This is a genomic window from Amycolatopsis sp. NPDC104775 (assembly GCF_055583325.1).
Genome location: NZ_JBVJOE010000011.1, coordinates 139887 through 161543, shown reverse-complemented (window position 1 = coordinate 161543; position 21657 = coordinate 139887). Strand labels below are relative to the sequence as shown.

The window sequence follows — 21657 nt, the reverse complement described above, 5'->3', positions numbered from 1 at the left end:
TGGCCACCTTCCGAAGCGGACTGAGCTGAACTCGATGCAGAAGCCTGCGACACCTCAGAACCGTTCTCCGACGCGGACCACAGGTCGAGGACAGGCTCCCCGGCAGGCCGGGCGGAGCTGGTCACCGAAGCCGAGCTTGGCGAAGCGGCCAGAGCGGCGGATCCGCCCTTAGGCCCGCGCGGTTCGGCCGTCGACTCACCCATCGGCGTGCCGAACGTCAGCTGTTCGCCAGCCGCGCCAGGGTGGTCTGGGCGGGCCTCGGCGGCATGGTCCGCGGGGGACACTGCCGAGACGGACATGGCGACCCTCCTCCTGCTCGGGTGGGCCCGGCCGGGGGCCCGAGGTGCTTCCCCCACCCCGGGACCGGCCGGTGCGACTCCCACCGGGTATCGAACGTCTGTTCGATCTAAATCCAGAGTAGCCGCGCGAGCCGGTCCGCTCAACCCCGCTGGCGGAATCCGGGCACGTGGTGCGGGACACGACTGCACTGGCGTGGTCTCATAACCGGGTGAGCACCCACGACCATCCCGCTGTCGCCAAGGTCACCGCCGCGCTGGGCGAGGCCGGGCAGCACGCCGCCGCTGACGGAGTGCGGGTGCTGCCCGCCGAGGTGCGCACTGCCGCGCAGGCCGCGGAGGCGCTCGGCGTGCCGGTCGGCGCTATCGCCAACAGCTTGGTTTTCCGGGCCCGCACCACTGACGGGACTGAGGTCGCGTTGCTCGCGCTTACTTCGGGGGCGCACCGGGCGAAGGAATCCCTGCTGGCGGAGCTTGCCGGGGTCGTGGAGGTCGGCAAGGCGGACGCGGCGTTCGTGCGGGAGCACACCGGGCAGCCGATCGGGGGCGTCGCGCCGGTCGGGCATCCGGAGCGGCTCGTCACGCTCGTGGACACGGCGTTGCGCGGGTACTCCGAGGTGTGGGCCGCGGCGGGGCATCCGAAATCGGTCTTTCCGACGACGTTTGACGCGCTCGTCACGCTCACCGGGGGCACCCCTGGCGATCTCGCGGGAGAAGGGGAGGATGGTCGACTGTGACCGCCATGTCCTCCTCCGGGTGCTCCCGCTACGTGCAGTTCTCCGCCGACGAGTTCCGGTCCCGGCTGCCGGAAGCGCTGGCGATCTACGTGAACGCCATGCACTACCCCGAGGGCACGGCGGAACAGCGCGCGCCGATGTGGCTGACCCACGCGCTGCGCGAGGGCTGGCGCTGCATGGCCGCCCTCGACGACAACGGCGTCCTGCTCGGCATCGCGTACGGCTACAAGGGCCGCGCCGGGCAGTGGTGGCACGAGCAGGTCCGGCACGGCCTCACCCGCCGTTTCGGGACGGACGAGGCCGAGCGCTGGCTGTCGGACTACTTCGAGCTCACCGAGATCCACGTGCGCCCGGAGAACCAGGGCAAGCAGATCGGCGAGGACCTGCTGCGGCGGCTGCTCGACGGCGTCCCCAGCGCGAACGTCCTGCTCTCCACGCCGGAAGGCACCAGCCGGGCGTGGAAGCTGTACCGGCGCATGGGGTTCGTCGACGTGCTGCGCGACTACCAGTTCACGGGCGATCCGCGGCCGTTCGCGATTCTGGGACGGTCGCTTCCGGTCGAGCCGCGCTGACCGGTTCGGGGCGCCAGTAGCCGACGGCCAGGGCCGCGACCAGCAAGGCTGCACCGGTCCAGGCGAGCACGCCCAAGCGTTCGCCGAGGAAAGCGACGGACAGCACGGTCGCGGTCAGCGGTTCGATCAGTGCCGACAGGGCGCCAAGTACGGGATGCGCACCGGCTAGGCCGCGGAAGTACGCGGCGTACGCGGCTGCTGTCGGTACGAGGCCGAAGTAGGCGGCTACGAGCAGGACGTCCAGCCGAAGCGGAAGCGCCATGCCCAGCCATACTGCGGCGGGCGTGAGCAGCAGACCGCCAATGAGGCAGCCGTACGCGGTGGTCGTCATGGGATCCAGGCCGGGCTTCGCGGTGACTGTCGTCAGGACGGCGAAGCCTGCGCCAGCGAGCAGGGCGAAGAGGATTCCCGCGGGTTGTGCGACAGAGTCCGGGGACCAGCGCAGCAACACCAAACCGGCGACAGCGCCTAGGACGGACAGCAGTGTCGTCACACGCGGAGCGCGGCGGGTTCGGATGGCGGACGCTACGGCCAGCGCGACCGGCGAGCTGCCGATAGTGGTCATGGTCGCGACGCTGACTGAGCTGAGTGCGACGGCGGCGAAGTAGCTGGCTTGAAAGAGGGCGAAGAGTGCCCCGATGAGGATGAGCCGACGCCAGGTTTGCTTGGCGGGGAGGCGAAGTCCGCCGGTGAAGGCGACGGAGACCGCGCTCGCGGCACCGCCGATGAGCAGGCGGTAGGTGGCGACAGCCAGCGGATGCAACCCAGCTTGCTGGCCGAGAAGCGAACCGGACAGACCGCCGGTTCCCCAGAGCACGCCGGCTAGGACGAGGGCGGCCGTCGAGCGGGCGCGCGAAGGTACGGAAACAGACATACGGAAGAGGGCTCCTGCGTCGAAGGAATCGGGGATCGACGACGCGGGGCAGTGCGCTTCGGCCGGTTCACGGCAGCACCCAGCGGCCGCGGGCCCGGTTTCGGGCGCACGCGGCGGAAACTACCCCGCTCAGGCGCGCGGGGGTGGGGTGACGAGGAAGATCCGGTGCACGGGCGGGAGCCTAACCGGCCGCCGAAGAGACGGCCAACGGATTTCGTGCGTTCATCGCGTGCGCAGCCAGCGGATCTCGCCGTCCTGCTGCTCGTCAGTGGCGGTAAGCCCGATCGCGGCGGCGACGGAAGCCGAAGCGGCGTTTTCCGGGTGGATGTGGGCGATGATCGCGTCGACTGGCTGGTGAAACAACCAGTCGGCCAGCCCTCGGGCGGCTTCGGTGGCGATGCCCCGGCCCTGCCACGGAGTTCCCACCACCCAGGCGATTTCGGCGACCGAATCGCGAATCGTCGCCTGAACGGTGCCTGCCAGGCCGGAATCGCGGAGCTGGATCACCCAGTTCAGCCAGGAAACTCCCGGGTCGGGCGAGCCCGCGATCATGCGCCGGTAACGCGCACGGAGAGCCGACACCGAGTCGGGCACACCGCCGATGTAGGTGTGCAAGGCCGGATCGGACAGCACGGAAGCCATCTCCTCGGCGTGCGAGACGGACAACGGCAGCAGATCCAGCCGGACGGTTTTAATGTGCTGAGCGGTCATCATCAGACAGCGAGACTCCCGGGCCAGCGAAAAAACAGCTGGCCCGGGAAACCAGCCTCAGTCCAGCTGCGCCAACTGCTCGCGCAGGGTGTCCAGTCCCATGCCGCCCATCTGCAGGGCCTTGGTGTGGAACTGCTTGATGTCGAACGCCGACCCCTGCCGCGCGCGGGCCTCGTCGCGGGCGGCGAGCCACAGGCGTTCGCCCAGCTTGTACGCGGGGGCCTGGCCCGGCCAGCCGAGGTAGCGGTCGATCTCGTCGCGGATGTGCGCCTGGTCGGTGATCGTGCGGGTCAGCATGAACTCCAGGCCCAGGTCCGGCGTCCACCGCTCGCCCTCGTGGAATCCGGTGCCCGCCGGGATTTCCAGCTCCAGGTGCATGCCGAGGTCGACCACGACGCGGGCGGCGCGGAACAGCTGTTCGGACAGCATGCCGAGCAGGTCGCCGTCGTCCGACAGGTAGCCCAGTTCCTCCATCAGGCGTTCCGCGTACAGCGCCCAGCCTTCGCCGTGCGCCGAGATGAAGGTCATCAGCCGCTGGTACTTCGTGAGCGTTTCGGCCTGGTTGACCGCCGTCGCGATCTGCAGGTGGTGGCCCGGGACGCCCTCGTGGTAGACCGTCGAAACCTCGCGCCAGGTGGTGAATTCGTTGCGGTCGGCGGGAAGCGACCACCACATCCGGCCGGGGCGGGCGAAGTCCTCGCTCGGGCCGGTGTAGTACGCGCCGACGCCTCCGCCGGGCGGGGCGATCTTGCACTCCAGGGCCATCAGCCGGTCCGGGATGTCGAAGTGCTTGCCGCGCAACGATTTCAGCGCGTCGTCGGACAACTGCTGCATCCACGCTTCAAACTGCGGGCGGCCCTGGACGCGGTAGCGCGGGTCGGCGTCGAGCGCTGCGGCGGCTTCGGCGGGCGTCGAACCGGGCTTGATGCGGTTCGCGACCGCGCGCATTTCCGTTTCGAGGCGGGAGAATTCGTGCCAGCCCCACTCGTACGCCTCGCGCAGGTCCAGCTCCGCGCCGATGAAGTAGCGCGACCACAGCCGGTAGGTGTCCTCGCCGACGGCGTCCTTGACCGGGGCCTTCGGGGCCAGCTCGGCGCGCAGGAATCCGGCGAACTCCGCGAACGCCTCATCCGCCGCCCGCGCGCCCGCGGCCAGTTCGGACTTGAGCGAATCAACCCCCGCGTCGGCGACCATGCCGGCGAAGAAACCGGGGCCGTCCTTGAGCCCGGCCCACGTGTCGCACTGTTCGGCGACCTTGGAAACCTGCCGCAGCGCCGAAACCCGGCCCTTGTCGGCCGAGGCCAGCAGCGACGCGCGGACCCCGGCGAGCGCCTCGGGCACCTTCGGCAGCCGGGCCGCGACGTTCGCCCAGTCGTCCGGGGTGTCGGTCGGCATCAGGTCGAAGACCATGCGCAGGCCCTGCACCGGGCTCTCGATCACGTTGAGCGAGGCGGCGTCGAGACCGGCGCCGTGGATCTCCAGCTCGAGGCCGATCCGTTCGGTGAACACGGCCTTCGCGACCCGCTCCCCCGCGTTCGCCGGTTCCGCGGCGGTCACGGCGGCCAGCGCGCGCCGCGCCAAGTCCGCGCGGGCGTCGTGGCCGGCGGGCGAATAGTCGGTCAGCTGGTCGTCGTAGCCCGCGACGCCGAGCATGGTGGCCGCGACCGGGTCCACGGCCACGTAATCGTCGACGTACCGGTCGCAGATCTCCGGAACGCTCTGTTCGGTGGAAGCCATGTCCGGCACGCTACCGGCCAGACGCGCCCGGAGCCCACGGAGTTAGGCGCGGGCGGGCACGAGCCCGAGGCGGGTGACCACCTCGCGCGTCGCCTTGGACCGGTTGAAGGTGTAGAAGTGCAGGTCGGGCACGCCTTCGGCGATCAGTTTCTCGCACAGTCCGGTGACCCAGTCGATCCCGGCCGCGCGGAACGCCTTGGGGTCGTCGGAGAACGGTTCGAGCCGGTCCAGCAAGCGTTGCGACGCCGGGGCCCCGGAGAGCTTGATCGTGGTGTGCAGCGTCCGCAGGGTGGTCAGCGGCATGATGCCGGGCAGCACGAGCGCGTCGCAGCCCGCGGCGGCGACCCGGTCGCGCAGCCGCAGGAAGTCCTCGGCCTCGAAAAACAGCTGCGCGATCGCGAAATCGGCTCCCGCGCGGAATTTGCGGACCAGGTGCTTCGTGTCCGATTCCAAATCCGCCGAACGCGGGTGGCCGTAGGGGAACGCCGAAACGCCGACGCAGAAGTCGCCGAGCGAGCGGACCAGTTCGACCAGTTCCTCGGCGTAGGTGAGGCCTTCGGGGTGCGGCACCCAGTCGCCGTAGACGTCGCCCGGCGGGTCGCCGCGCAGCGCGAGGATGTTGCGCACGCCGACCGCCGCGTACCAGCCGATGACGTTCCGCAGTTCGGACACCGAATGGTCGACCGCCGTCAGGTGGGCCATCGGGCAGAGCGTGGTTTCGGTGGCGACGCGGGCGATGCTGCGGATGGTGCCGTCGCGGCTCGAACCGCCCGCGCCGTAGGTGATCGACATGTACGCCGGGTCCAGCGGTTCCAGCTCGCGGATCGCCTTCCACAGGACGGCCTCGTCGGCCTCGTCGCGGGGCGGGAAGAACTCGACGGAGAACTTGGGCCCGTCCCCCCGCAGCCTTTCGATCACCGACGTCATGGGGTGAAATGGTAGTGGCTCGCTGCGACGCGCGGCAGGGTTCACGGGTGGGCTTGGCCACGCGCGTACCGTCAGTGAGCGAACCCTCCCCGGGAGGCGAGCCCATGAGCAGTGAAGACGATCTGGCCTGGGACGAAGACGTGCGCGTGGCCGTCTACCGCGCGTTCGCCACCCGCGGCCGCCCGCCCACCGCGCCCGAGCTGGCCGATGCCGCGCACGGGTCGCTCGCGGTGGCGAAACAAGCGCTGCACCGGATGGCCGACCCGAGATGGCTGTGGCTGGACGAATGCGAGCACGTGGCGCTGGCCGCGCCGTTCGCTGCGGTCCCGCTCGGGTTCGCGGTGATGGGCGAGCGCACCATGTGGTGGGGCGGATGCGCCTGGGATTCGTTCGCCATCCCGCATCTCGTTTCCGGCGAGCCGGAAGTGCTGGTGGCGACGCGCTGTCCTGGCTGCGGCGAGCCGTCCGCGCTGGTCGTGCGGCGGGACCGGCCCCCGAGCGGCGCGCAGGTCGCGTACTTCCCTTCCCCGCCCGGCCAGCTGGCGGGCGACCGCGCCGAACAACGGCTGTACTGCGCGGAGTCCTGTGTGGACAGACCGGGTGAGCTGCTGGACCTCGAGGCGCTGTGGCAGCTCGCGAAGGACTGGTACACCGGCTGCCTGGAACCCGGTTACCGGCCGCGCGGACCGGTCGAGGCAGCGGAGTACTTCGCGGCAAGCAGCCGCCCTGACGCGTTCCGGAGCGGCTGAACGCGTCTGGTGCGCCACATCCGGGGGCGCCCGGCGTGACCCCGGCCGTCCGCGTCCCGGAGGATGAGGGCATGGACGCGCCCGGATTCGACGCCGACCTCCCCGCGCACGTGGAGCGTGCGCTGGCCGATTTCCTCGGCCGGGCGGGGAGCGAGATCCTGCGCACCGAGCCGAGCGTCGCGGCCGGGATCGAGGCGCTGTCCGGATTCGTGCTGGGCGGCGGCAAGCGGATCCGGCCGACGTTCGCCTGGTGGGGCTGGCGCGGCGCGGGCGGCGCGGCGTCCGGTCCGCTCGCCGAGGGCGCGCTGCAGGCGGTGGCCAGCCTGGAGCTGATCCAGGCGTGCGCGCTGATCCACGACGACCTCATCGACTCCTCCGATTCGCGCCGCGGCAAGCCGACCGTGCACGTGGCCGCCGAGAAACTGCACGCCGACCGCGGCTGGCTCGGTTCGCCTTCGGTGTTCGGGCTGGCCAGCGCGGTGCTGGTGGGCGATCTGGCGCTGGCCTGGGCCGACGACATGTTCGCCGAGGCCCCGCTGCCCCCGGCGACGATCGCGGCGGCTCGCCCGGCCTGGCGCGCGATGCGCACCGAGGTGCTCGCCGGGCAGTACCTCGACGTCCGCACGCAGGCCGTGGGCGACGCTTCGCCCGAGGCCGCGCTGCGGATCGACCGGCTCAAGACCGCCGCGTACACCGTTCAGCGGCCGCTGCATCTCGGCGCTTCGCTCGCCGGGGCGGACGAGCGGCTGATCGCCACGCTGCTGGAGTTCGGCGGCGACGTCGGCGTGGCGTTCCAGCTGCGCGACGACCTGCTCGGCGTGTTCGGCGACCCGTCGGTGACCGGGAAGCCCGCCGGGGACGACCTGCGCGAGGGCAAGCGCACCCTGCTCGTGGCGCTCGGCCTGCAGCTGGCCGCGGAGCGGGGCGATCACTCCGCGGCCAAGGTGATCGCCGACGCGATCGGGGCTGCCGACCTGACCAGCGGCACCGTGGACCAGGTGCGCGAGGCGCTGACCTCGGTCGGCGCGGTCGCCGCGGTGGAACGCCGGATCGACGAGCTGACCGCGTCGGCGAACGCCGCGCTCGACCGCGCGCACCTGGCCGAGCCCGCCCCGTCGGCGCTCGCCGGGCTGATCCGTCTGGCTACCCAGCGGAAGTTCTGATGCGCACGGTGAACGGGCACGCCGACCACGTGGTGGTCGTCGGCGCCGGGCTGGCCGGATTGTCGGCGACGCTGCACCTGCTGGGCGCGGGACGGCGGGTGACGCTGCTGGAACAGCAGAAGACCCCTGGCGGACGGGCCGGCCAGCAGGACTTCGGCGCGAACGCGGTCGACACCGGGGCCAGCGTGCTGACCATGCCGGAGCTGGTGGACGAGGCACTGCACGCGGTCGGCGAATCGCTGGCCGATACGGTGCCGCTGACCAGGCTTGATCCGGCGTACCGGGCGCGGTTCGCGGACGGCAGCACGCTCGCTGTGCACACCGACGGCGACGCGATGGAAACCGAGATCCGGTCGTTCGCCGGACCGGCCGAGGCGGACGGCTACCGGCGGCTGCGACAGTGGCTCACCGAGCTGTACGCGGCGCAGAAGGACCGTTTCATCGGCGCGAACTTCGATTCGCCATTGGATCTTGTCCGGCCGGAGCTGGTGAAGCTCGCCGCGCTGGGCGGCTTCGGCCGGTTAGGGCCTCGCGTCTCCAGCTTCTTGCGCGACGAGCGCGTACGCCGGCTCTTCTCCTTTCAGGCGCTCTACGCGGGTCTCGACCCGACGCGTGCGCTCGGCGCGTACGGCGTCATCGCGTACATGGACACTGTCGGCGGCGTCTACTACCCACGCGGCGGCATGGGCGCGATCGCCCGCGCGATGTCCGACGCTGCGACGCGCGCTGGTGCCGAGCTGCGGTTCGGTACGGAAGCCGCGTGGCTTGAGCGGGTGTCGTCTCGCGTACGCGCCGTACGCACGCGCTCGGGCGAGCGTATTGAGTGTGACGCCGTGGTGCTCGCAACAGAGCTTTCGGCGGCGTACCGACTGATCGGCGCGCGGCCGCGACGCGTGTTGCCGTTGAAGTACTCGCCGTCGGCCTTTGTGCTGCACGGGCACACGGACCGTTCCTGGCCGGAACTGGACCACCACACGATCTTTTTCGGCCAGGCGTGGGAACGCACTTTCGCCGAGATCGTCCGCGAAGGCAAGCTGATGAGCGATCCGTCGCTGCTGGTCACGCGTCCGACCGCGACCGAGCCGTCGCTCGCCGGAGACGGCGGCGAGATCGTGTCCGTGCTCGCTCCGGCCCCGAACCTCAGCACCGGCCCGATCGACTGGGCGCGCGTCGGCCCCGCCTATCGCGAGGAACTGGTGCGGACGCTGGAAGCGCGCGGGCTCACCGGGTTCCGCGATGAGTACATTGTGGACGAACAGCTCACTCCGGCGGATTGGGCGGCGCGCGGTCTGGCGGCCGGGACCCCGTTTTCGCTCGCGCACACTTTCTCCCAAACCGGCCCGTTCCGACCGGCGAACCTGGTGCGGGCCGCGGAAAACGTCGTCCTCGCCGGATGCGGGACGACGCCGGGGGTCGGCATCCCGCCGGTGCTGATCTCCGGACGGCTCGCCGCGGAAAGGGTCACCGGCCGGTGAGCGAACTCGACGCGGCCGGGATCGCCGAGCCCGCGCTGCGCGCCGCGTACACGCGGTGCCGACACATCAACGCGCACCACGGCCGCACGTTTTTCCTTGCCGCACGGTTGCTTCCAGCGCGGGCCAGGCCGGCGGCGCACGCGCTGTACGGCTTCGCGCGGATGGCCGACGAACTGGTCGACAACCCCGAGCCCGGCACCGATCCGGCGGTCGCACTGGACAAGGTCGCCGGGCTCGTCGACGAGGCGTACGACGGCAGCGTCCCGGCCGATCCAGTGCTCGCGGCGCTCGCGGATACGGTGCGGCGCTACGACATTAGCCGCGATCTCGTGGACGCGTTCCTGCATTCCATGCGGATGGACCTGACGGTTGCGGAGTACGCGACGTACGCCGAACTCAGCGAGTACATCTACGGTTCTGCTTGTGTGATCGGGCTGCAAATGCTGCCGGTGCTCGGGACCGTCGTGCCGCGGGAGGAAGCTTCGCCGAGCGCGGCGGCGTTGGGGGAAGCGTTTCAGCTGACCAATTTCCTGCGGGACATCGGTGAGGATCTCGACCGCGGGCGGTTGTATCTGCCGACGGAGGAACTGGCGGCGTTCGGCGTGGACCGCGAAAGGCTGGTCGACGCGCGACGGCGGGACCGGCCGGATCCTCGGGTGCGGGCGGCGCTGGCGGTGGCGGTTTCCCGGACGCGTGCGGTGTATCGGCGGGCGGAGGCGGGGATTCCGTTGCTGCGGCCGGAATCTCGGCCGTGCGTGCGGACGGCGGTCACGTTGTACGAAGGTATTTTGGACGAGATCGAGGCGATGGATTACGCCGTGCTGAACCGGCGCGCGGTGGTCGGCAAGGGACGTCGGCTCGCGGTGGCGTTGCCCGCGTTGGTGCGGCGGACGCTTATTTCCCGGCCAGCGCACCTTCGATGACGCGTTCGACGCTGGTGCCGTAGAAGCGGCGGTCAGGTCAGCCGAGCGCGATGGGCGGCGACCCGTTCCCTTGTGGCGCAACGGGAAGAGCAGTACCGCCGTGGACTTCCGCCGCCTAGGTGCGCGAAAGGTTTTCCGCAGGACGGCGACGCGCAGAGGCCGCCGGGAGCGCTCTGCCGGTCGGCAAGCAGGGTGGCCAAAGCCAGCGCGGAGGACGTGATCAGCCAGACGCCCCACGGGCCGTCGTCGGCCGAGTCGACGTGCAGGTGCCAGCCGAAGTCGTCGTCGTGGGCGGTCAGCCGCGGGGGTCCGGCGTAAGCGGCGAACAGCGCGTTCAACACCTGCGCGGCCGAAGCGGCGTCTGGTGCGGCGAAGACCTCTCGCAATTCCAGTGCGGCGGCGCGCAACTCGGCCACGTCGCGCGCGGATAGCTGGGGTTGCGGTTCTCCGTGCTCGACCAGCACCGCGGCTACCGAATCCGGCGAAGGGTCCGCGGTCAGCAGCACATCGAGCAGCGCTACGGCACGGCGGACGGCGTCGCGGGCGGAGCGGCCCGCGAAATCCGGCTGCGTTCCAGGCATGAGCCACTGTAACATCTTGATGATGACAAGCCGTTACAGATTCGCGGCCTATCTCGCCGGGGCGACGGCCGCGCGCACTGGTGACGAGCTGTCCAGTCCAGCGGTGTTGCTGCTGGGAGTCGGCGCTTCGGGGGCGGTCGCGGGGTCGACGTTGCTGGCCGGGCTCACGATCGCCGCGGCGGCGGGCGGCCCGTTGCTGGGCGCGGTTCTGGACCGGTCGCGCACGCCGGGCCGGATCCTCGCGGCCGGGCTGATCGGGTATGCGGTGGGGCTGGCCGCGATCACCACGCTGTTCGGAGCGGCACCGTTTGCGCTGGTAGTGGGAATTGCCGTGGGGACCGGGCTGCTGGCCCCGGCGATCGGGGGCGGGTGGACGGCGCAGGTGCCCGCGCTCGTACCGGCGGAGAAGCTCGGCCGGGCCAGCACGCTCGACGCGATGACGTTCACCGCGGCGGCGCTCGTCGGGCCGGGGCTGGCGGGAGTGCTCGCCACGGCAGCGAGCGCTCCAGTCGCGGTGGTCGTCGCCGGGGTTTTGGTGCTGATCGCGGTGCCGTTCGCGTGGCGGCTTCCCGGCAATGGGGAACGGAAGCTGCTGCGATTCTTCGCAGCAGCAACGGTTCTCCTTCGCAATCCTGCTTTACGACAATCGACCGCTACCTCCACGTTGTCGTGCGTGGGGATCGGGATGGCGTTTGTCTGTTATCCGCTGATCGGCGAGCAGATGCTCGGCAGCGCGGGGTACGGGACGCTGCTGCTCGTCGGGTTGTCCGTCGCGTCGTTGCTGGCGAACACTGTCCTCTCTCGACGGTCCTACTCGCCGGACCGCGCGGTGCAATTGAGCACTGTCGCGATTGGACTCGGGTTCATGGGGACGGCAGTGGCACCGAATGCAGCACTACTGGTGGCGGCAGTGGCGCTCACCGGCGTGGGCGAAGGACCGCAGCTGGCGGCGTTGTTCGCGGTTCGCCATCGGGAGGCACCGCCGGAAATGCGGGCGCAAGTGTTCACTACCGCGGCGAGCATCAAGATCGCCGGAATAGCGTTGGGGAATGCGGTAGCCGGGCCGGTGGCTGCCTGCTCCCCCGCTGCCGGATTGGCCATGGCGGCGGGGATGCAGGTGGTCGCGGCGATCGCGCATCCGTTCTGGACGTTCAGAAAGCAGCCAGTCCATTAGGCGTTCCGTTGCCGGTCGGGGCGTCGTAGCCCGGGACGCCGGTGCAGAGGTAGTCCCCGCATTCCTCGAATTGGACGTTGTTTCCGCCTACGACGTCGTTGAAGTGCCCGGAGTACAGGCGCGAAGCGTCCGGGTATTGGTCGTGATGTCCGGCCAGCGCGATGACTCCGGCGATGAACGGCGCGGACGCGCTGGTGCCGCCGACTACCGTCCAGCCGGACAGGACTGTTGTTTCGTAGACAGCGGGTCCGGTGGCGGGATCGGCGACCGCGGAGACGTCGGCGACGGTCCGGCCGGGGCAGTTCGGGTCTTTCTGCCAGGCCGGTTTCGTTACCCAGGCCGAACATCCGCTCGACGCGCCGTTCCACACCGATTCGGTCCAGCCGCGCGCGTTGTCCGCTTTGGACAGTGAGGTGCCGCCGACCGCGATGACGCTCGAGTACACCGCGGGGGCGTTGGGGGTGGCGAACCCTTCGTCACCGCTCGACGCGACAATCGCTACGCCGGGGTGCTGGTAGTGCGCGGCGAAATCGGGAGACCAATGGCTTTCCGTCGCGCCGTAGCTGTTCGACACGATCGTCGCGCCCAGTTTTACCGCAGTGTCTACGGAAGCGCCGAGGTCCTCGAAGGTCGCGTCGTCTCCTTCTACCAGCAGGATTTTGCACTGGGAGCAGGCCGCGGAGGCCATGTCCAGGTCCAGTGCGATCTCCACCGGCCAGTCGCCTTTCCGCGGCGGAAGCGGAGCAGCTTCGCCGCGTTGGTTGACTTTGCGGAAGCAGCCGTTCGCCGTCGTGCACGGAGGGAGACCGTAGGTTTGTCGATATACCGCCAGGTCTGCTTCGGCGGTCGGGGCATCGCCCGCGTCGACGATGGCGATCGTTTCGCCCGCGCCGCCGGTGTCCGGCAGACGGTAGGCGGAACGCAGGTCTGCGGGACTGTATCCGTTGGCGCGCAGAGCCGTACGACTGTCCACTTTGGCGAAGCAGCGGGCGAATCCCGGTGCGGCGGGTCCGCAGATGTCGCGTGGGGCGGCGGACGCGACGGAGGGAATCAGTGCAGCGAGCAGGAAAGACGCGGCCAGGAAACAGAGGCGTCTCATCGCGTGACCTTCCCGACGGTGTAGGCGTTGCTGATCGTTTGCGTAATCGCGTTGCCCGCCAAATCCTGAGCAGTCACCTTCAGCGAGGGCGAGATTCCGGCCGGTGGATTCCGCCATACCGCTACATATTCACCGAGCAGCCCGAAGACTTGCGCGGGCTGCCAGGTGGCTCCGTTGTCGACGGACACCGAAACCGTCGCCGAGGTGATCGGCGAATGCGATCCGGCACCGCTGTAAGCGGCGTGGCCGACGTGCAGGCCGAGCACCTGCAGCGGCGAGGACGACGTCGTGGAGAGATCGGAATCCAGCCGGTAGTCGACGGTCAGCGCACCGAGGATCCGGCATGGCTGCGTCGGATCGGTGGCCTGGCACCGGTGCGGAGACGGCAGCACGACATCATCAGCAGCCGGGTCGTATTTCAGCGTCAGTTCGGTGTGCAGCTTTCCGGCTTGGCTGATGCCGGGTATCGCGGTCCGGTCGACATCGAGCACGCCGCGGAAGGTCGCGGATGTCTTCGGAGCCTCGACCGACGCGCCATAAGCGCCGTTCTGGTCGAAAACCTGCTGATCGTTGCGATACAAGGAGAAATGCAGCTGCGGCGCGTAGAACAACGGGACCGCGGTGTGGTCCGGCACGCTGTCCCGCAGTTCCGGGATGGCGACCGAAACTGTGCCGCCGGAATAACAGGCTTCGCACGTCCGGGCCCGTTGCCATTGCCCCAGACCGGCGCTCAGCGGGCCTCGGGACCAGTCGACGGTCGTGGTGCTGCCTGGCCGGTAAGTGCGCGGATCGGCGGTCATGAGCTGGTACGACGAGCCCTTTTGCTCGTACTGCACCCATTCCGTGGTGTGCGTGGTGCCGAGGTACACGGTCAGCACTCCCGGAGCCGGGAGGAAGAAGCCGTTCGCGCCGAGGCCGTGCCGGGCGATCACCGGGTCCACCGGACCGCTGTCGATCGCGACCGGCATCTTGTCGGCGGGATCGGCGTACATCCGGTCCCGGACCGTCGCGAGCTCACTGTCTTTGGTGGCGAATGACTGGTTCTCGGCGATGCCTTCGCTGGCGAACGAAAGATCGACGCGGTACCGGTCCTCGGGCTTCGGTGCTTTGCCACCCCATTGCACGACGTAATGCAGCACGCCCTCAGCCGGTTTCGGCACCGGCCGCACGTACTGCTTGGTCGTGCTGCCCGCGATGCCGATCGCGAAGCCGCGGCCGGTGGCGTCTTCGCGGTAGTAGTTGGTGGTGATCGAGTCCTGCGTGGTCGACTTCGGCGCGGCCACCTCGACCTCGGCCGTCGCGTGCTTCTCTTCGACAGTCAAGATCGGCACGTCCGGCGCATCACCGACGACGAACCCTTCGACCCACGAGGTCCGCGAGGCGGTCACGCTCCCGGCGCTGTCGAGGTCGGAGAAGGTCGCGGACGCGGCGTAACGCCCCTCGGGAACCGCGATCCGGGTGACCCCGTCGATCACGACGTGCCGCGTCAGCTTGGCCGCGGAATCGGTGTTGATCAGCGACAGAATGCCGTTGACGGACCGGCCCCGCAGGTCGGCGAGCCGGAGTTCGATGATCTTCATCGGATAGCGCGGCTGCTGCTCGCGCGGAGACCCGGCCAGGCGGATCGTCGCAGGGAACGCGCTGGTGCCCGCCGGGCGTCCGGCGGCCGCGTCGGCGGCGAGACGTCGGTGCAGGTCAGCGGTGAAATCGGCGGCTGACGCGAGGTAGCCCGTCGCGGTGTTCCCGGCGGTCGAGGCGAGCGTGATGCCGGGCAGCGCGGCGGGAGCGATGCCAGCCGGGAAAGTGATCTCCAGCGGGGTTGGCCCGGGCTGGGTCCGGGCCAGCGCGGTGACGTCGAACAGCGATTTGTCCAGCCGCCCGAGAAACGGTACGGCGTCGCCCGGAATGACGTACCGGTCGCCGCCGTCGGCTTGATACGACTGAAAAGTCGTGCGCGGCGGCGACGAAAAGGCGTAATTAGTACCGCCATTCGGTCCCGGGAAAACCGTGAGCCGGTCTCCCGTCGGCAGCACCACTTCCCGCGCTTGCGGTGGTGCCGCGAACGGCGTGCTCGCGGCGATCGCGGGCGGTGCCAGCACAGCGGAACCGGCCAGCAGCAGCACCACCGGCGCGAGCGCGCGACGTCTTCCGGAAACCTGTCCTCCCATGCCCGCTGCTCCTCTCCAGCATGCGGCCGAGCAGGATTTTCAGGACGGTTTCCGAGGGTGGACTGGACCAATTGACCGCGTCAACGAAAAACGCGGGTTCTGTCCGTACGGGCAATTGTTGTCAGCCCGTACGGAGCAATGCGGGAAGGGCTAGAACGCCATCGCTTGCGCGCGCCGCTTGACCTCGGTGCCGTGGCTGGTGCGCAGCGCGTTGATCGGCGTGCTGCCCGGCAGCGTGTCGTCGGCGGTGAAGAGCCAGCGCAGCATCTCGGTGCGGCTGAACCCGGAGTCGGCGAGCACGGTGATGGTGCCGGCCAGCCCCTTGACGATGCCGTCCTTCACGAAGAAATCGCCGGGCACGCAGAGTTCGCCTCCGCGCCGGACAGCGATCAGCTCGCCGTCTCGCAGCATCTGTCGAACCTTGTTGGCCGAGACGCCCAATGCGGCCGCCACCTCCGGCAACGGCTTGACCGCGACCGCGGCGTCGAGGATGTCGTCGGCGACAGGAATCCCACTCACACGTGACACTGTGCCACATTCCCCCGTCCCGCCCGCTGGTACGCACGGGTGACCCGCCACGGAAGGCGCGGCCTTCCGTACGATTGCCCACCGTGACGCGCACCCAGCCCAGCCTCGTCGGCACCCTGCTCGAACGCCGGTACCGCGTTGACCAGCTGCTGGCCAGGGGCGGGATGTCGGCCGTCTACCGGGGCCTCGACACCCGCCTCGACCGGGCGGTGGCGATCAAGATCATGGATCCGCGGTTCGCCGACGACCGGTCGTTCGTCGACCGGTTCGTGCGCGAAGCGCGTTCGGCCGCCCAGCTGCATCACCCGAACGTGGTGGCCGTGCACGACCAGGGCTTCGACACCCCGGCGGGCCAGGACGCCGGGCTCGCCTTCCTGGTGATGGAGCTGGTCGACGGCGGCACGCTGCGCGACCTGCTGGACGAGCAGGGCCAGCTGGACGTCTCGCTCGCGCTGAGCGTCGCGGAGCCGGTGCTGGCCGCGCTGGCCGCCGCGCACGCCGCCGGGCTGGTGCACCGCGACGTCAAGCCCGAGAACGTGCTCGTCGGCCGCAGCGGGCAGCTGACCGGCGGCGTGGTCAAGGTCGGCGACTTCGGCCTGGTCCGCGCGGTGGCCAGCGCGGGCACCACGAGCTCGAGCGTCATCCTGGGCACCGTGGGCTACCTGGCCCCCGAACAGGTCGCCACCGGCGACACCACGGCTCGCAGCGACGTGTATTCGGCGGGCATCCTGCTGTACGAGATGCTCACCGGCCGCCTGCCCTACACCGGGGACACCGCGATCTCGGTCGCTTACCGGCACGTGAACGACGACGTCCCCCGGCCCAGCGCGTTGCGGCCGGACCTGCCGCCGGTGCTCGACGACCTGATCCTGCGCGCCACCCGCCGCGACCCGGAGCAGCGCCCAGCCGACGCGGGCGAGTTCCTGGCGCAGCTGCAGGCCGCGCGCGCCGAACTGGGCCTGCAGCCGGTCGCGGTGCCGGTGCCCCCGCCGCCGGACGGCGACCGGGTGTCCGACGTCGAGCAGACGCTCCCCAACATCCCGGCCGTCCAGCAGGCCCAGCAGACGATGCGGACCATGCCGGTCTCCGGGCCGCGCGGCACGCGCGCCATGACCCGCGCCGTGCCCGCCGCGCCGCCCCCGGCCGGGCCGCCGTCCGCCGGGCCGCCCGCTCCCGCGCCGGACCAGCCGCGGAAACCGCGCGACAAGCGCAAGCTGATCGCGCTGGCGATCGCCGGGGTGCTGGTGCTCGGCGGGCTGATCGGGGCGTTCGCGTTCATCCTCAGCGATTCCAAGGTCACGACCACGACCGTGCCGAAACTCGCCGGGCTGACCCAGGCCGAGGCGGGCGACCAGCTGCGCGCGGCGAAGCTGAACCCGCGCTACAGCCAGGAGTTCGACAACACCGTCGACGCCAACAAAGTGATCAAGGTCGACCCGGCCCCGGGCACCAAGCTCGACCAGGACGCCACCGTGTCCGTGGTGGTGTCGAAGGGCAAGCCGAAGGTGCCGAACATCCAAGTCGGCACCGCGCTCGACACGGCCGCGAAGGCGATCCAGGAGCAGAAGCTCACCGTCGTCCAGGGCACGCCGGAGTACAGCGACACCGCGCCGCAGGGCACCGTCGTGAGCGTGAGCCCGGCCGCGGGCACCCCGGTGGACGTGGGCGGCCAGGTCACGCTGGTGCTGTCCAAGGGCCCGGAGCCGCTCCCGCCGGTCCCGGACGTCACCGGCCGGTCCAAGGACGAGGCGTTCCAGATCCTCAAGCAGGCCGGATTCCAGCCGCAGGACGGCGGCGAGGAGTTCTCGCAGAACGTTCCGGCGGGCTCGGTGACCCGGACCGACCCGGGCGCGGGCTCGCCGGGGACCAAGAAGGTCAAGGTCTACGTCTCGAACGCGGTGCAGGTCCCGGACGTCCGGTACCGCCCGTTCGACCAGGCCGCGGACCTGCTCAAGCAGGCCGGGCTCGAGGTCGACCGCAAGGGCGGCGACGGCAACGGGCACGGGCACGGCGGCGGCTTCAGCTTCGTCCTGGAGCAGGACCCGGCCCCCGGCTCGTTCGTGCCCAAGGGCACCAAGGTCAAGATCCGGGGGTTCGGCGGATGATCGGCAACCGCGGCCGGGTGACCGGGACCGTCGGGCCGGGGCTGATCGGCGAGGTGCTGCTCAGCGTCCGCGGCGGCACCGAGGCCTTCTACGCCTATCCGGCCGAGCCGGACACGACGTTCGCCGTCGGCACTCCCGTCCTCGTGGTCGATTTCGAGCCCCCGCGCACGGTCTACGTGGAAAGGTGGCAACCGTTGCGTGCTTGACCGCGTCGCAGTGCTGGCGGCGCGGCGAGCGCCGTCCAGCTGACTACGGAAAGTGCGGCGAGGGCTATGCAAATCTGGGTCATCGCGGTGATCGCGGTCGTGGCCGTGATCCTGCTGTTCGGGCTCCTGCGGATCCTCTACAAGGTCGCGGAGCCGAACGAGGCGCTCATCATCTCCGGCTGGGGCGTCCGGGTGGAGCGCTCCGAGACCGCCGACAGCCTCGGGTTCAAGATCGTCACCGGCCGCGGCGTGAACGTGCTGCCCGGCTTCCAGACCGCGCGCAGGCTGTCGCTGGACACCCGCGGGGTGAACCTGCAGGTCTCGTGCGTGACGAAGCAGGGCCTTCCGGTCACCGTGCGCGCGGTCGTGATCTACAAGGTCGGCGACGATTTCGCCTCGATCGCGAACGCCGCCCGCCGGTTCCTCGACCAGCAGAAGGGCATGAACGACACCATCCACGAGCTGTTCTCCGGGCATCTGCGCTCGATCGTGGGCGGGCTGACCATCGAGGAGATGATCCACAACCGCGACGCACTGACCGGCGAGGTCCGCCAGTCGTCGGCGACCGAGATGATCAAGCTCGGGCTGATCGTGGACTCGCTGCAGATCCAGGAGATCGACGACGAGTCCGGCTACATCGTCAACCTCGGCAAACCGCACGCGGCCGCGATCGCCGCCGCCGCGCGGATCGCCGAGGCGCAGCGCGACCAGGAGGCCACCGAGGCCGAGCAGGTGGCCGCCGCGCGCAAGGCGGGCGCGATCCGGGAAAGCCAGATCCAGCAGGCCGGGTACCAGGCCGAGGTGGACCAGGCCAAGGCGAAGGCGAGCCAGTCCGGGCCGCTGGCCGAGGCGACCGCGCGCCAGGAGGTCGTGGTCCAGGAGACCAGGGCCGCCGAACTGGAGGCGGCGCTGTCCGAACAGCGGCTGCAGTCGCAAGTCCGCAAGCCGGCCGACGCGAAGGCGTACGAAACGCGCACCACGGCCGACGCGGAGCGGGACGCGCAAATCGCCCGTGCGCAGGCACAGGCGAAGGAAACCGAGCTGCGGGCGGGCGCGGACGCCACCCGGGTGAAAACGGCGGCGGAGGCCGAAGCGCAGGCCACTAAAGCCCGGGCGGAAGCCAGCGCGAGCGCGACGAAGGCCACCGGTGAAGCCGAAGCGGCCGCGGCCAAGGCCAAGGGCCTCGCGGAGGCCGAATCGGCGAAAGCCAGGGGTCTGGCCGAAGCCGAAGCAGCCAAGGCGAAGGGGCTCGCCGAGGCCGACGCGATCAAGGCGCGCGCGGCTGCACTGGCGGAGAACCAGGAGGCTGTGGTAGCACAACAGCTGGCTGAGCGCTGGCCGGAGATCGTCGAAGCCGGCGCGCAGGCCTTCAGCAATGTCGACCACATGGTGGTCCTGAACGGCGCGGACGGGATGTCGGACATGTTCACCAAGGCGCTTTCCCTCGGCGGCACGGGCCTCGGCCTCGCCCGCCAGCTGATGGACGCCATGGGTGCCAAGAAGCCCGATTCCGACGGCAGCCTCGCCCCTCGCGAGGACTGATGAGCTTCTTCGCGGACGGCCCTCGCGAGCGGCCCCTGTTCCCGGTCCGGGAGCGGGAGCTGTTCGGCTACGAGGGCCGTCCGTGGACCGCCCCGCCCGCCGACCACATCGTGCCCGCGCTGCTGCCGTGGGCGACGCCGCTGGGCCGGTCCGAGCGCACGATCGTGGCGCTGCGCGCGATCGAGGTGTGGCCGGAGGCGATGACGCTGCGGATCGCGGTGTACTCGCGCGACCGGATGGACGGCGCGCCGCTGATCGGCCACCGGCGCGTCCCGGACTACAACTCGCTGCTGGTCGGCGTGCTGTTCCCGGACGGCGGCCGGGCCAGCTCCGAAACCGTTTCGGTGCCGAGCGCGGGCGAACCGCGCGAACCGGTGCTGCGCGTCGAGGAGGGCAGCGGGTCGGAGTTCCGCTACGAGCATCCGGTGTTCGTGTGGCCGCTGCCCAGCGCCGGTCCGCTGAAGGTGATCGTGCAGTGGCTCGATCGCGGGATCCCGGAAACGCACACCAAACTCGACGGCGGGCGGCTGCGCGCCGCGGCGCTCGAAGCCGGCGAACTGTGGCCGGGGCTGCCGAAGCGTCCGGGCAACGGCGTCGCGATGCGCCAGATCGCCGCCGAAGTCAGCGAAGCCGCCGGGCCGGGTCTGCCGCGACGGCAGCCGGGGCGTGCCCCAGGCGAGTGAAAATCGCGGGGAATTAGCGTCAGCGAAACAAAACGGCCGTCCGCCGGTCATACCCGAGTAGTGTCGTGACATTCGCCCTCGACCCTTCGCACTCGACGACGGACGTTGGAAGGTGGACCATGACACCTGCCCCGCTCAGCTCGCTCGACGTCGCTTTTCTTTGCCTCGCCAGGGAAACCGCGCCGATGCACTTCGGCGTGGCGCTGGTTTTCGCGCCCGGGGAGCCGGTCGATCCGGACCGGCTGCTCGCGCTGTTCGCACGCCGGGCGGCGAATATTCCGCCGCTGCGCAGGAAAATCCGCGCCGGGCTGTTCCCGCCGGGCTCCGCGAACTGGGTCGACGACCCGGATTTCCAGGCAGTGAAACATCTTCACCACCACCGGCTGACCACGCTGTACGATCCGGACCCGCTGCCGGAGTTCGCGGCGAGGTGGATCGCCGAACCGCTTGACCCGCACCGTCCGTTGTGGGAACTCACTGTGGTGACGGGTTTTCCGGACGGACCCTTCGCGGTCCTGCTCAAACTGCACCACGCGCTCACCGACGGAGCGGGCGCGTACGCCGTCGCGGTCGGACTGCTCGACGGATCGCCGATCCCCGAGCCCGAACCGGCGATCCCGCGGCCGCGTTCGCCGCTGAGCGCGGTGCGGGATGCCTTGGAGACAGCGGAAATCGCGTCGTCGGTGGTCCGGGCGGCCCGCCCGCCGTACCTTCCGCTGGCCGCACCCGCCACCGCCGAACGACGCCTCGGTTTCGCCCGGCTGGCCTCGGCCGACATTCGCCGGATCCGGCGGGCGCACGGCGGCACCGCGAACGACGTGGTGCTCGCGGTGCTTTCCGGCGCGTTGCGCGAATGGCTCGTCAATCGCGGCATTCGCGCGGCGGGACAGTCGGTGCGCGCGCTGATTCCCGTGAGCGTGCGCGGCCGGACGGCCGAGCAACCGGGCGGGAACAAACTTTCCGGCTATTTGTGCGATCTGCCGATCGGAACAGACGATCCGGTGCGGCGGCTGGCCGAGGTGCGCGCCGCGATGACGCGCAACAAAGCCGCCGGGCCTTCCCGCGGCGCCGGGGCTTTTCCGCTGCTGGCCGACCGGATGCCCGCGGCGCTGCACCGGCTGGGAACCCGGACCGCCGGGCTGGCCGCGCCGCTGCTGTTCGATCTGGTGGTGACGAGCGTGCCGGTGCCGCCGGTCCGGCACACGCTCGCCGGCGCGCCGCTCACCCAGGTGTATCCGTTCGTTCCGCTGGCCCCGCATCAGGCGGTGGGCATCGCGGTCGCGCCGTATCTCGACAGTGTCCACATCGGACTGCAGGCGAACGCGGACGCGGTGGCCGATCTCGGCTCGCTGCGCGACGCGGTGGCCAAATCCGCGGCCGAACTGCTCGACGCGTCGTGAGTGGTGA

The 21657-nt window shown here is 70.3% G+C and carries 20 protein-coding genes; 12 read left to right on the top strand and 8 right to left on the bottom strand.

Features of this window, described 5'->3' with window-relative positions; translation table 11 throughout:
* The first annotated feature begins 508 nt into the window (after window positions 1-508).
* Together ACZ63D_RS36615 and ACZ63D_RS36610 are read left to right on the top strand one after the other, a co-directional pair.
* Window positions 509-1033, top strand: coding sequence for a YbaK/EbsC family protein (locus tag ACZ63D_RS36615; RefSeq protein ID WP_465358910.1), 525 nt, complete (start codon window positions 509-511; stop codon window positions 1031-1033).
* Complete coding sequence (locus ACZ63D_RS36610) at window positions 1030-1605, top strand: GNAT family N-acetyltransferase (protein WP_465358909.1); 576 nt, start codon at window positions 1030-1032, stop codon at window positions 1603-1605. Before ACZ63D_RS36615 ends, ACZ63D_RS36610 begins: the two co-directional genes overlap by 4 nt.
* Here the strand turns inward: ACZ63D_RS36610 and ACZ63D_RS36605 are convergent.
* The 4 genes from ACZ63D_RS36605 to ACZ63D_RS36590 all read right to left on the bottom strand — a co-directional run bounded on the left by ACZ63D_RS36605 (window position 1544) and on the right by ACZ63D_RS36590 (window position 5854).
* Window positions 1544-2479 carry a DMT family transporter gene (locus tag ACZ63D_RS36605; protein WP_465358908.1) on the bottom strand — a complete coding sequence of 312 codons (936 nt, stop codon included), beginning with the start codon at window positions 2477-2479 and terminating at the stop codon, window positions 1544-1546. The genes ACZ63D_RS36610 and ACZ63D_RS36605 overlap by 62 nt on opposite strands.
* 222 nt (window positions 2480-2701) lie before the next feature.
* Entirely contained in the window at window positions 2702-3190 is a 489-nt protein-coding gene (locus tag ACZ63D_RS36600; RefSeq protein WP_465358907.1) for a GNAT family N-acetyltransferase, read from the bottom strand.
* Window positions 3191-3247: 57 nt separating this feature from the next.
* On the bottom strand, window positions 3248-4927 hold the full coding sequence (locus ACZ63D_RS36595) for a DUF885 domain-containing protein (protein ID WP_465358906.1): 1680 nt from the start codon (window positions 4925-4927) through the stop codon (window positions 3248-3250).
* Window positions 4928-4969: 42 nt separating this feature from the next.
* The gene (locus tag ACZ63D_RS36590; RefSeq protein WP_465358905.1) at window positions 4970-5854 is read right to left on the bottom strand and encodes a methylenetetrahydrofolate reductase; all 885 of its coding nucleotides are present in this window, start codon (window positions 5852-5854) and stop codon (window positions 4970-4972) included.
* A 104-nt stretch (window positions 5855-5958) separates the two neighbouring features.
* Here ACZ63D_RS36590 and merB point away from each other — a divergent pair, with 104 nt between their 5' ends.
* From merB to ACZ63D_RS36570, 4 genes are all read left to right on the top strand, one after another.
* Entirely contained in the window at window positions 5959-6603 is a 645-nt protein-coding gene (gene merB / locus ACZ63D_RS36585) for an organomercurial lyase (protein ID WP_465358904.1), read from the top strand.
* A 71-nt stretch (window positions 6604-6674) separates the two neighbouring features.
* Entirely contained in the window at window positions 6675-7766 is a 1092-nt protein-coding gene (locus ACZ63D_RS36580; protein ID WP_465358903.1) for a polyprenyl synthetase family protein, read from the top strand.
* Window positions 7766-9241 (top strand): phytoene desaturase family protein, encoded by a 1476-nt coding sequence (crtI, locus tag ACZ63D_RS36575; protein WP_465358902.1) that lies wholly within the window; start codon window positions 7766-7768, stop codon window positions 9239-9241. Before ACZ63D_RS36580 ends, crtI begins: the two co-directional genes overlap by 1 nt.
* Window positions 9238-10164, top strand: a complete 927-nt coding sequence (locus tag ACZ63D_RS36570) for a phytoene/squalene synthase family protein (protein ID WP_465358901.1) — start codon at window positions 9238-9240, stop codon at window positions 10162-10164. The genes crtI and ACZ63D_RS36570 overlap by 4 nt, the downstream gene beginning before the upstream one ends.
* 32 nt (window positions 10165-10196) lie before the next feature.
* Here the strand turns inward: ACZ63D_RS36570 and ACZ63D_RS36565 are convergent, their stop codons facing one another.
* Window positions 10197-10745 (bottom strand): CGNR zinc finger domain-containing protein, encoded by a 549-nt coding sequence (locus ACZ63D_RS36565; RefSeq protein WP_465358900.1) that lies wholly within the window; start codon window positions 10743-10745, stop codon window positions 10197-10199.
* A gap of 22 nt (window positions 10746-10767) precedes the next feature.
* Here ACZ63D_RS36565 and ACZ63D_RS36560 point away from each other — a divergent pair, with 22 nt between their 5' ends.
* The gene (locus ACZ63D_RS36560; RefSeq protein WP_465358899.1) at window positions 10768-11919 is read left to right on the top strand and encodes an MFS transporter; all 1152 of its coding nucleotides are present in this window, start codon (window positions 10768-10770) and stop codon (window positions 11917-11919) included.
* On the opposite strand, the gene ACZ63D_RS36555 is transcribed toward ACZ63D_RS36560, so the two are convergent.
* From ACZ63D_RS36555 to ACZ63D_RS36545, 3 genes are all read right to left on the bottom strand, one after another.
* On the bottom strand, window positions 11897-13018 hold the full coding sequence (locus ACZ63D_RS36555) for a S53 family peptidase (protein ID WP_465358898.1): 1122 nt from the start codon (window positions 13016-13018) through the stop codon (window positions 11897-11899). The genes ACZ63D_RS36560 and ACZ63D_RS36555 overlap by 23 nt on opposite strands.
* The gene (locus ACZ63D_RS36550) at window positions 13015-15186 is read right to left on the bottom strand and encodes a hypothetical protein (protein WP_465358897.1); all 2172 of its coding nucleotides are present in this window, start codon (window positions 15184-15186) and stop codon (window positions 13015-13017) included. Before ACZ63D_RS36550 ends, ACZ63D_RS36555 begins: the two co-directional genes overlap by 4 nt.
* Before the next feature lie 150 nt (window positions 15187-15336).
* Window positions 15337-15705 carry an Rv2175c family DNA-binding protein gene (locus ACZ63D_RS36545; RefSeq protein WP_465358896.1) on the bottom strand — a complete coding sequence of 123 codons (369 nt, stop codon included), beginning with the start codon at window positions 15703-15705 and terminating at the stop codon, window positions 15337-15339.
* A 92-nt stretch (window positions 15706-15797) separates the two neighbouring features.
* On the opposite strand from ACZ63D_RS36545, the gene pknB reads away from it, so the two are divergent.
* The 5 genes from pknB (at window position 15798) to ACZ63D_RS36520 (ending at window position 21650) form a co-directional block, all read left to right on the top strand.
* Window positions 15798-17819: a Stk1 family PASTA domain-containing Ser/Thr kinase gene (pknB, locus tag ACZ63D_RS36540; protein ID WP_465358895.1), complete on the top strand. Its 2022-nt coding sequence runs from the start codon at window positions 15798-15800 to the stop codon at window positions 17817-17819.
* Window positions 17816-18025: a hypothetical protein gene (locus ACZ63D_RS36535; protein ID WP_465358894.1), complete on the top strand. Its 210-nt coding sequence runs from the start codon at window positions 17816-17818 to the stop codon at window positions 18023-18025. The genes pknB and ACZ63D_RS36535 overlap by 4 nt, the downstream gene beginning before the upstream one ends.
* 66 nt (window positions 18026-18091) lie before the next feature.
* Window positions 18092-19567, top strand: a complete 1476-nt coding sequence (locus ACZ63D_RS36530; RefSeq protein ID WP_465358893.1) for an SPFH domain-containing protein — start codon at window positions 18092-18094, stop codon at window positions 19565-19567.
* Window positions 19567-20250 (top strand): hypothetical protein, encoded by a 684-nt coding sequence (locus ACZ63D_RS36525; RefSeq protein ID WP_465358892.1) that lies wholly within the window; start codon window positions 19567-19569, stop codon window positions 20248-20250. Before ACZ63D_RS36530 ends, ACZ63D_RS36525 begins: the two co-directional genes overlap by 1 nt.
* A gap of 119 nt (window positions 20251-20369) precedes the next feature.
* The gene (locus ACZ63D_RS36520) at window positions 20370-21650 is read left to right on the top strand and encodes a wax ester/triacylglycerol synthase domain-containing protein (RefSeq protein WP_465358891.1); all 1281 of its coding nucleotides are present in this window, start codon (window positions 20370-20372) and stop codon (window positions 21648-21650) included.
* Window positions 21651-21657: the final 7 nt, after the last annotated feature.

Bases quoted from the DNA above. Each gene is read 5' to 3' on its own strand.
- ACZ63D_RS36520 (WP_465358891.1), top strand. From the start codon at position 20,370: ATGACACCTGCCCCGCTCAGCTCGCTCGACGTCGCTTTTCTTTGCCTC.
- ACZ63D_RS36560 (WP_465358899.1), top strand. From the start codon at position 10,768: ATGACAAGCCGTTACAGATTCGCGGCCTATCTCGCCGGGGCGACGGCC.
- ACZ63D_RS36525 (WP_465358892.1), top strand. From the start codon at position 19,567: ATGAGCTTCTTCGCGGACGGCCCTCGCGAGCGGCCCCTGTTCCCGGTC.
- ACZ63D_RS36590 (WP_465358905.1), bottom strand. From the start codon at position 5,854: ATGACGTCGGTGATCGAAAGGCTGCGGGGGGACGGGCCCAAGTTCTCC.
- ACZ63D_RS36535 (WP_465358894.1), top strand. From the start codon at position 17,816: ATGATCGGCAACCGCGGCCGGGTGACCGGGACCGTCGGGCCGGGGCTG.
- ACZ63D_RS36555 (WP_465358898.1), bottom strand. From the start codon at position 13,018: ATGAGACGCCTCTGTTTCCTGGCCGCGTCTTTCCTGCTCGCTGCACTG.
- ACZ63D_RS36595 (WP_465358906.1), bottom strand. From the start codon at position 4,927: ATGGCTTCCACCGAACAGAGCGTTCCGGAGATCTGCGACCGGTACGTC.
- crtI (WP_465358902.1), top strand. From the start codon at position 7,766: ATGCGCACGGTGAACGGGCACGCCGACCACGTGGTGGTCGTCGGCGCC.
- ACZ63D_RS36530 (WP_465358893.1), top strand. From the start codon at position 18,092: ATGCAAATCTGGGTCATCGCGGTGATCGCGGTCGTGGCCGTGATCCTG.
- ACZ63D_RS36565 (WP_465358900.1), bottom strand. From the start codon at position 10,745: ATGCCTGGAACGCAGCCGGATTTCGCGGGCCGCTCCGCCCGCGACGCC.
- ACZ63D_RS36580 (WP_465358903.1), top strand. From the start codon at position 6,675: ATGGACGCGCCCGGATTCGACGCCGACCTCCCCGCGCACGTGGAGCGT.
- merB (WP_465358904.1), top strand. From the start codon at position 5,959: ATGAGCAGTGAAGACGATCTGGCCTGGGACGAAGACGTGCGCGTGGCC.
- ACZ63D_RS36600 (WP_465358907.1), bottom strand. From the start codon at position 3,190: ATGACCGCTCAGCACATTAAAACCGTCCGGCTGGATCTGCTGCCGTTG.
- ACZ63D_RS36550 (WP_465358897.1), bottom strand. From the start codon at position 15,186: ATGGGAGGACAGGTTTCCGGAAGACGTCGCGCGCTCGCGCCGGTGGTG.
- ACZ63D_RS36605 (WP_465358908.1), bottom strand. From the start codon at position 2,479: ATGTCTGTTTCCGTACCTTCGCGCGCCCGCTCGACGGCCGCCCTCGTC.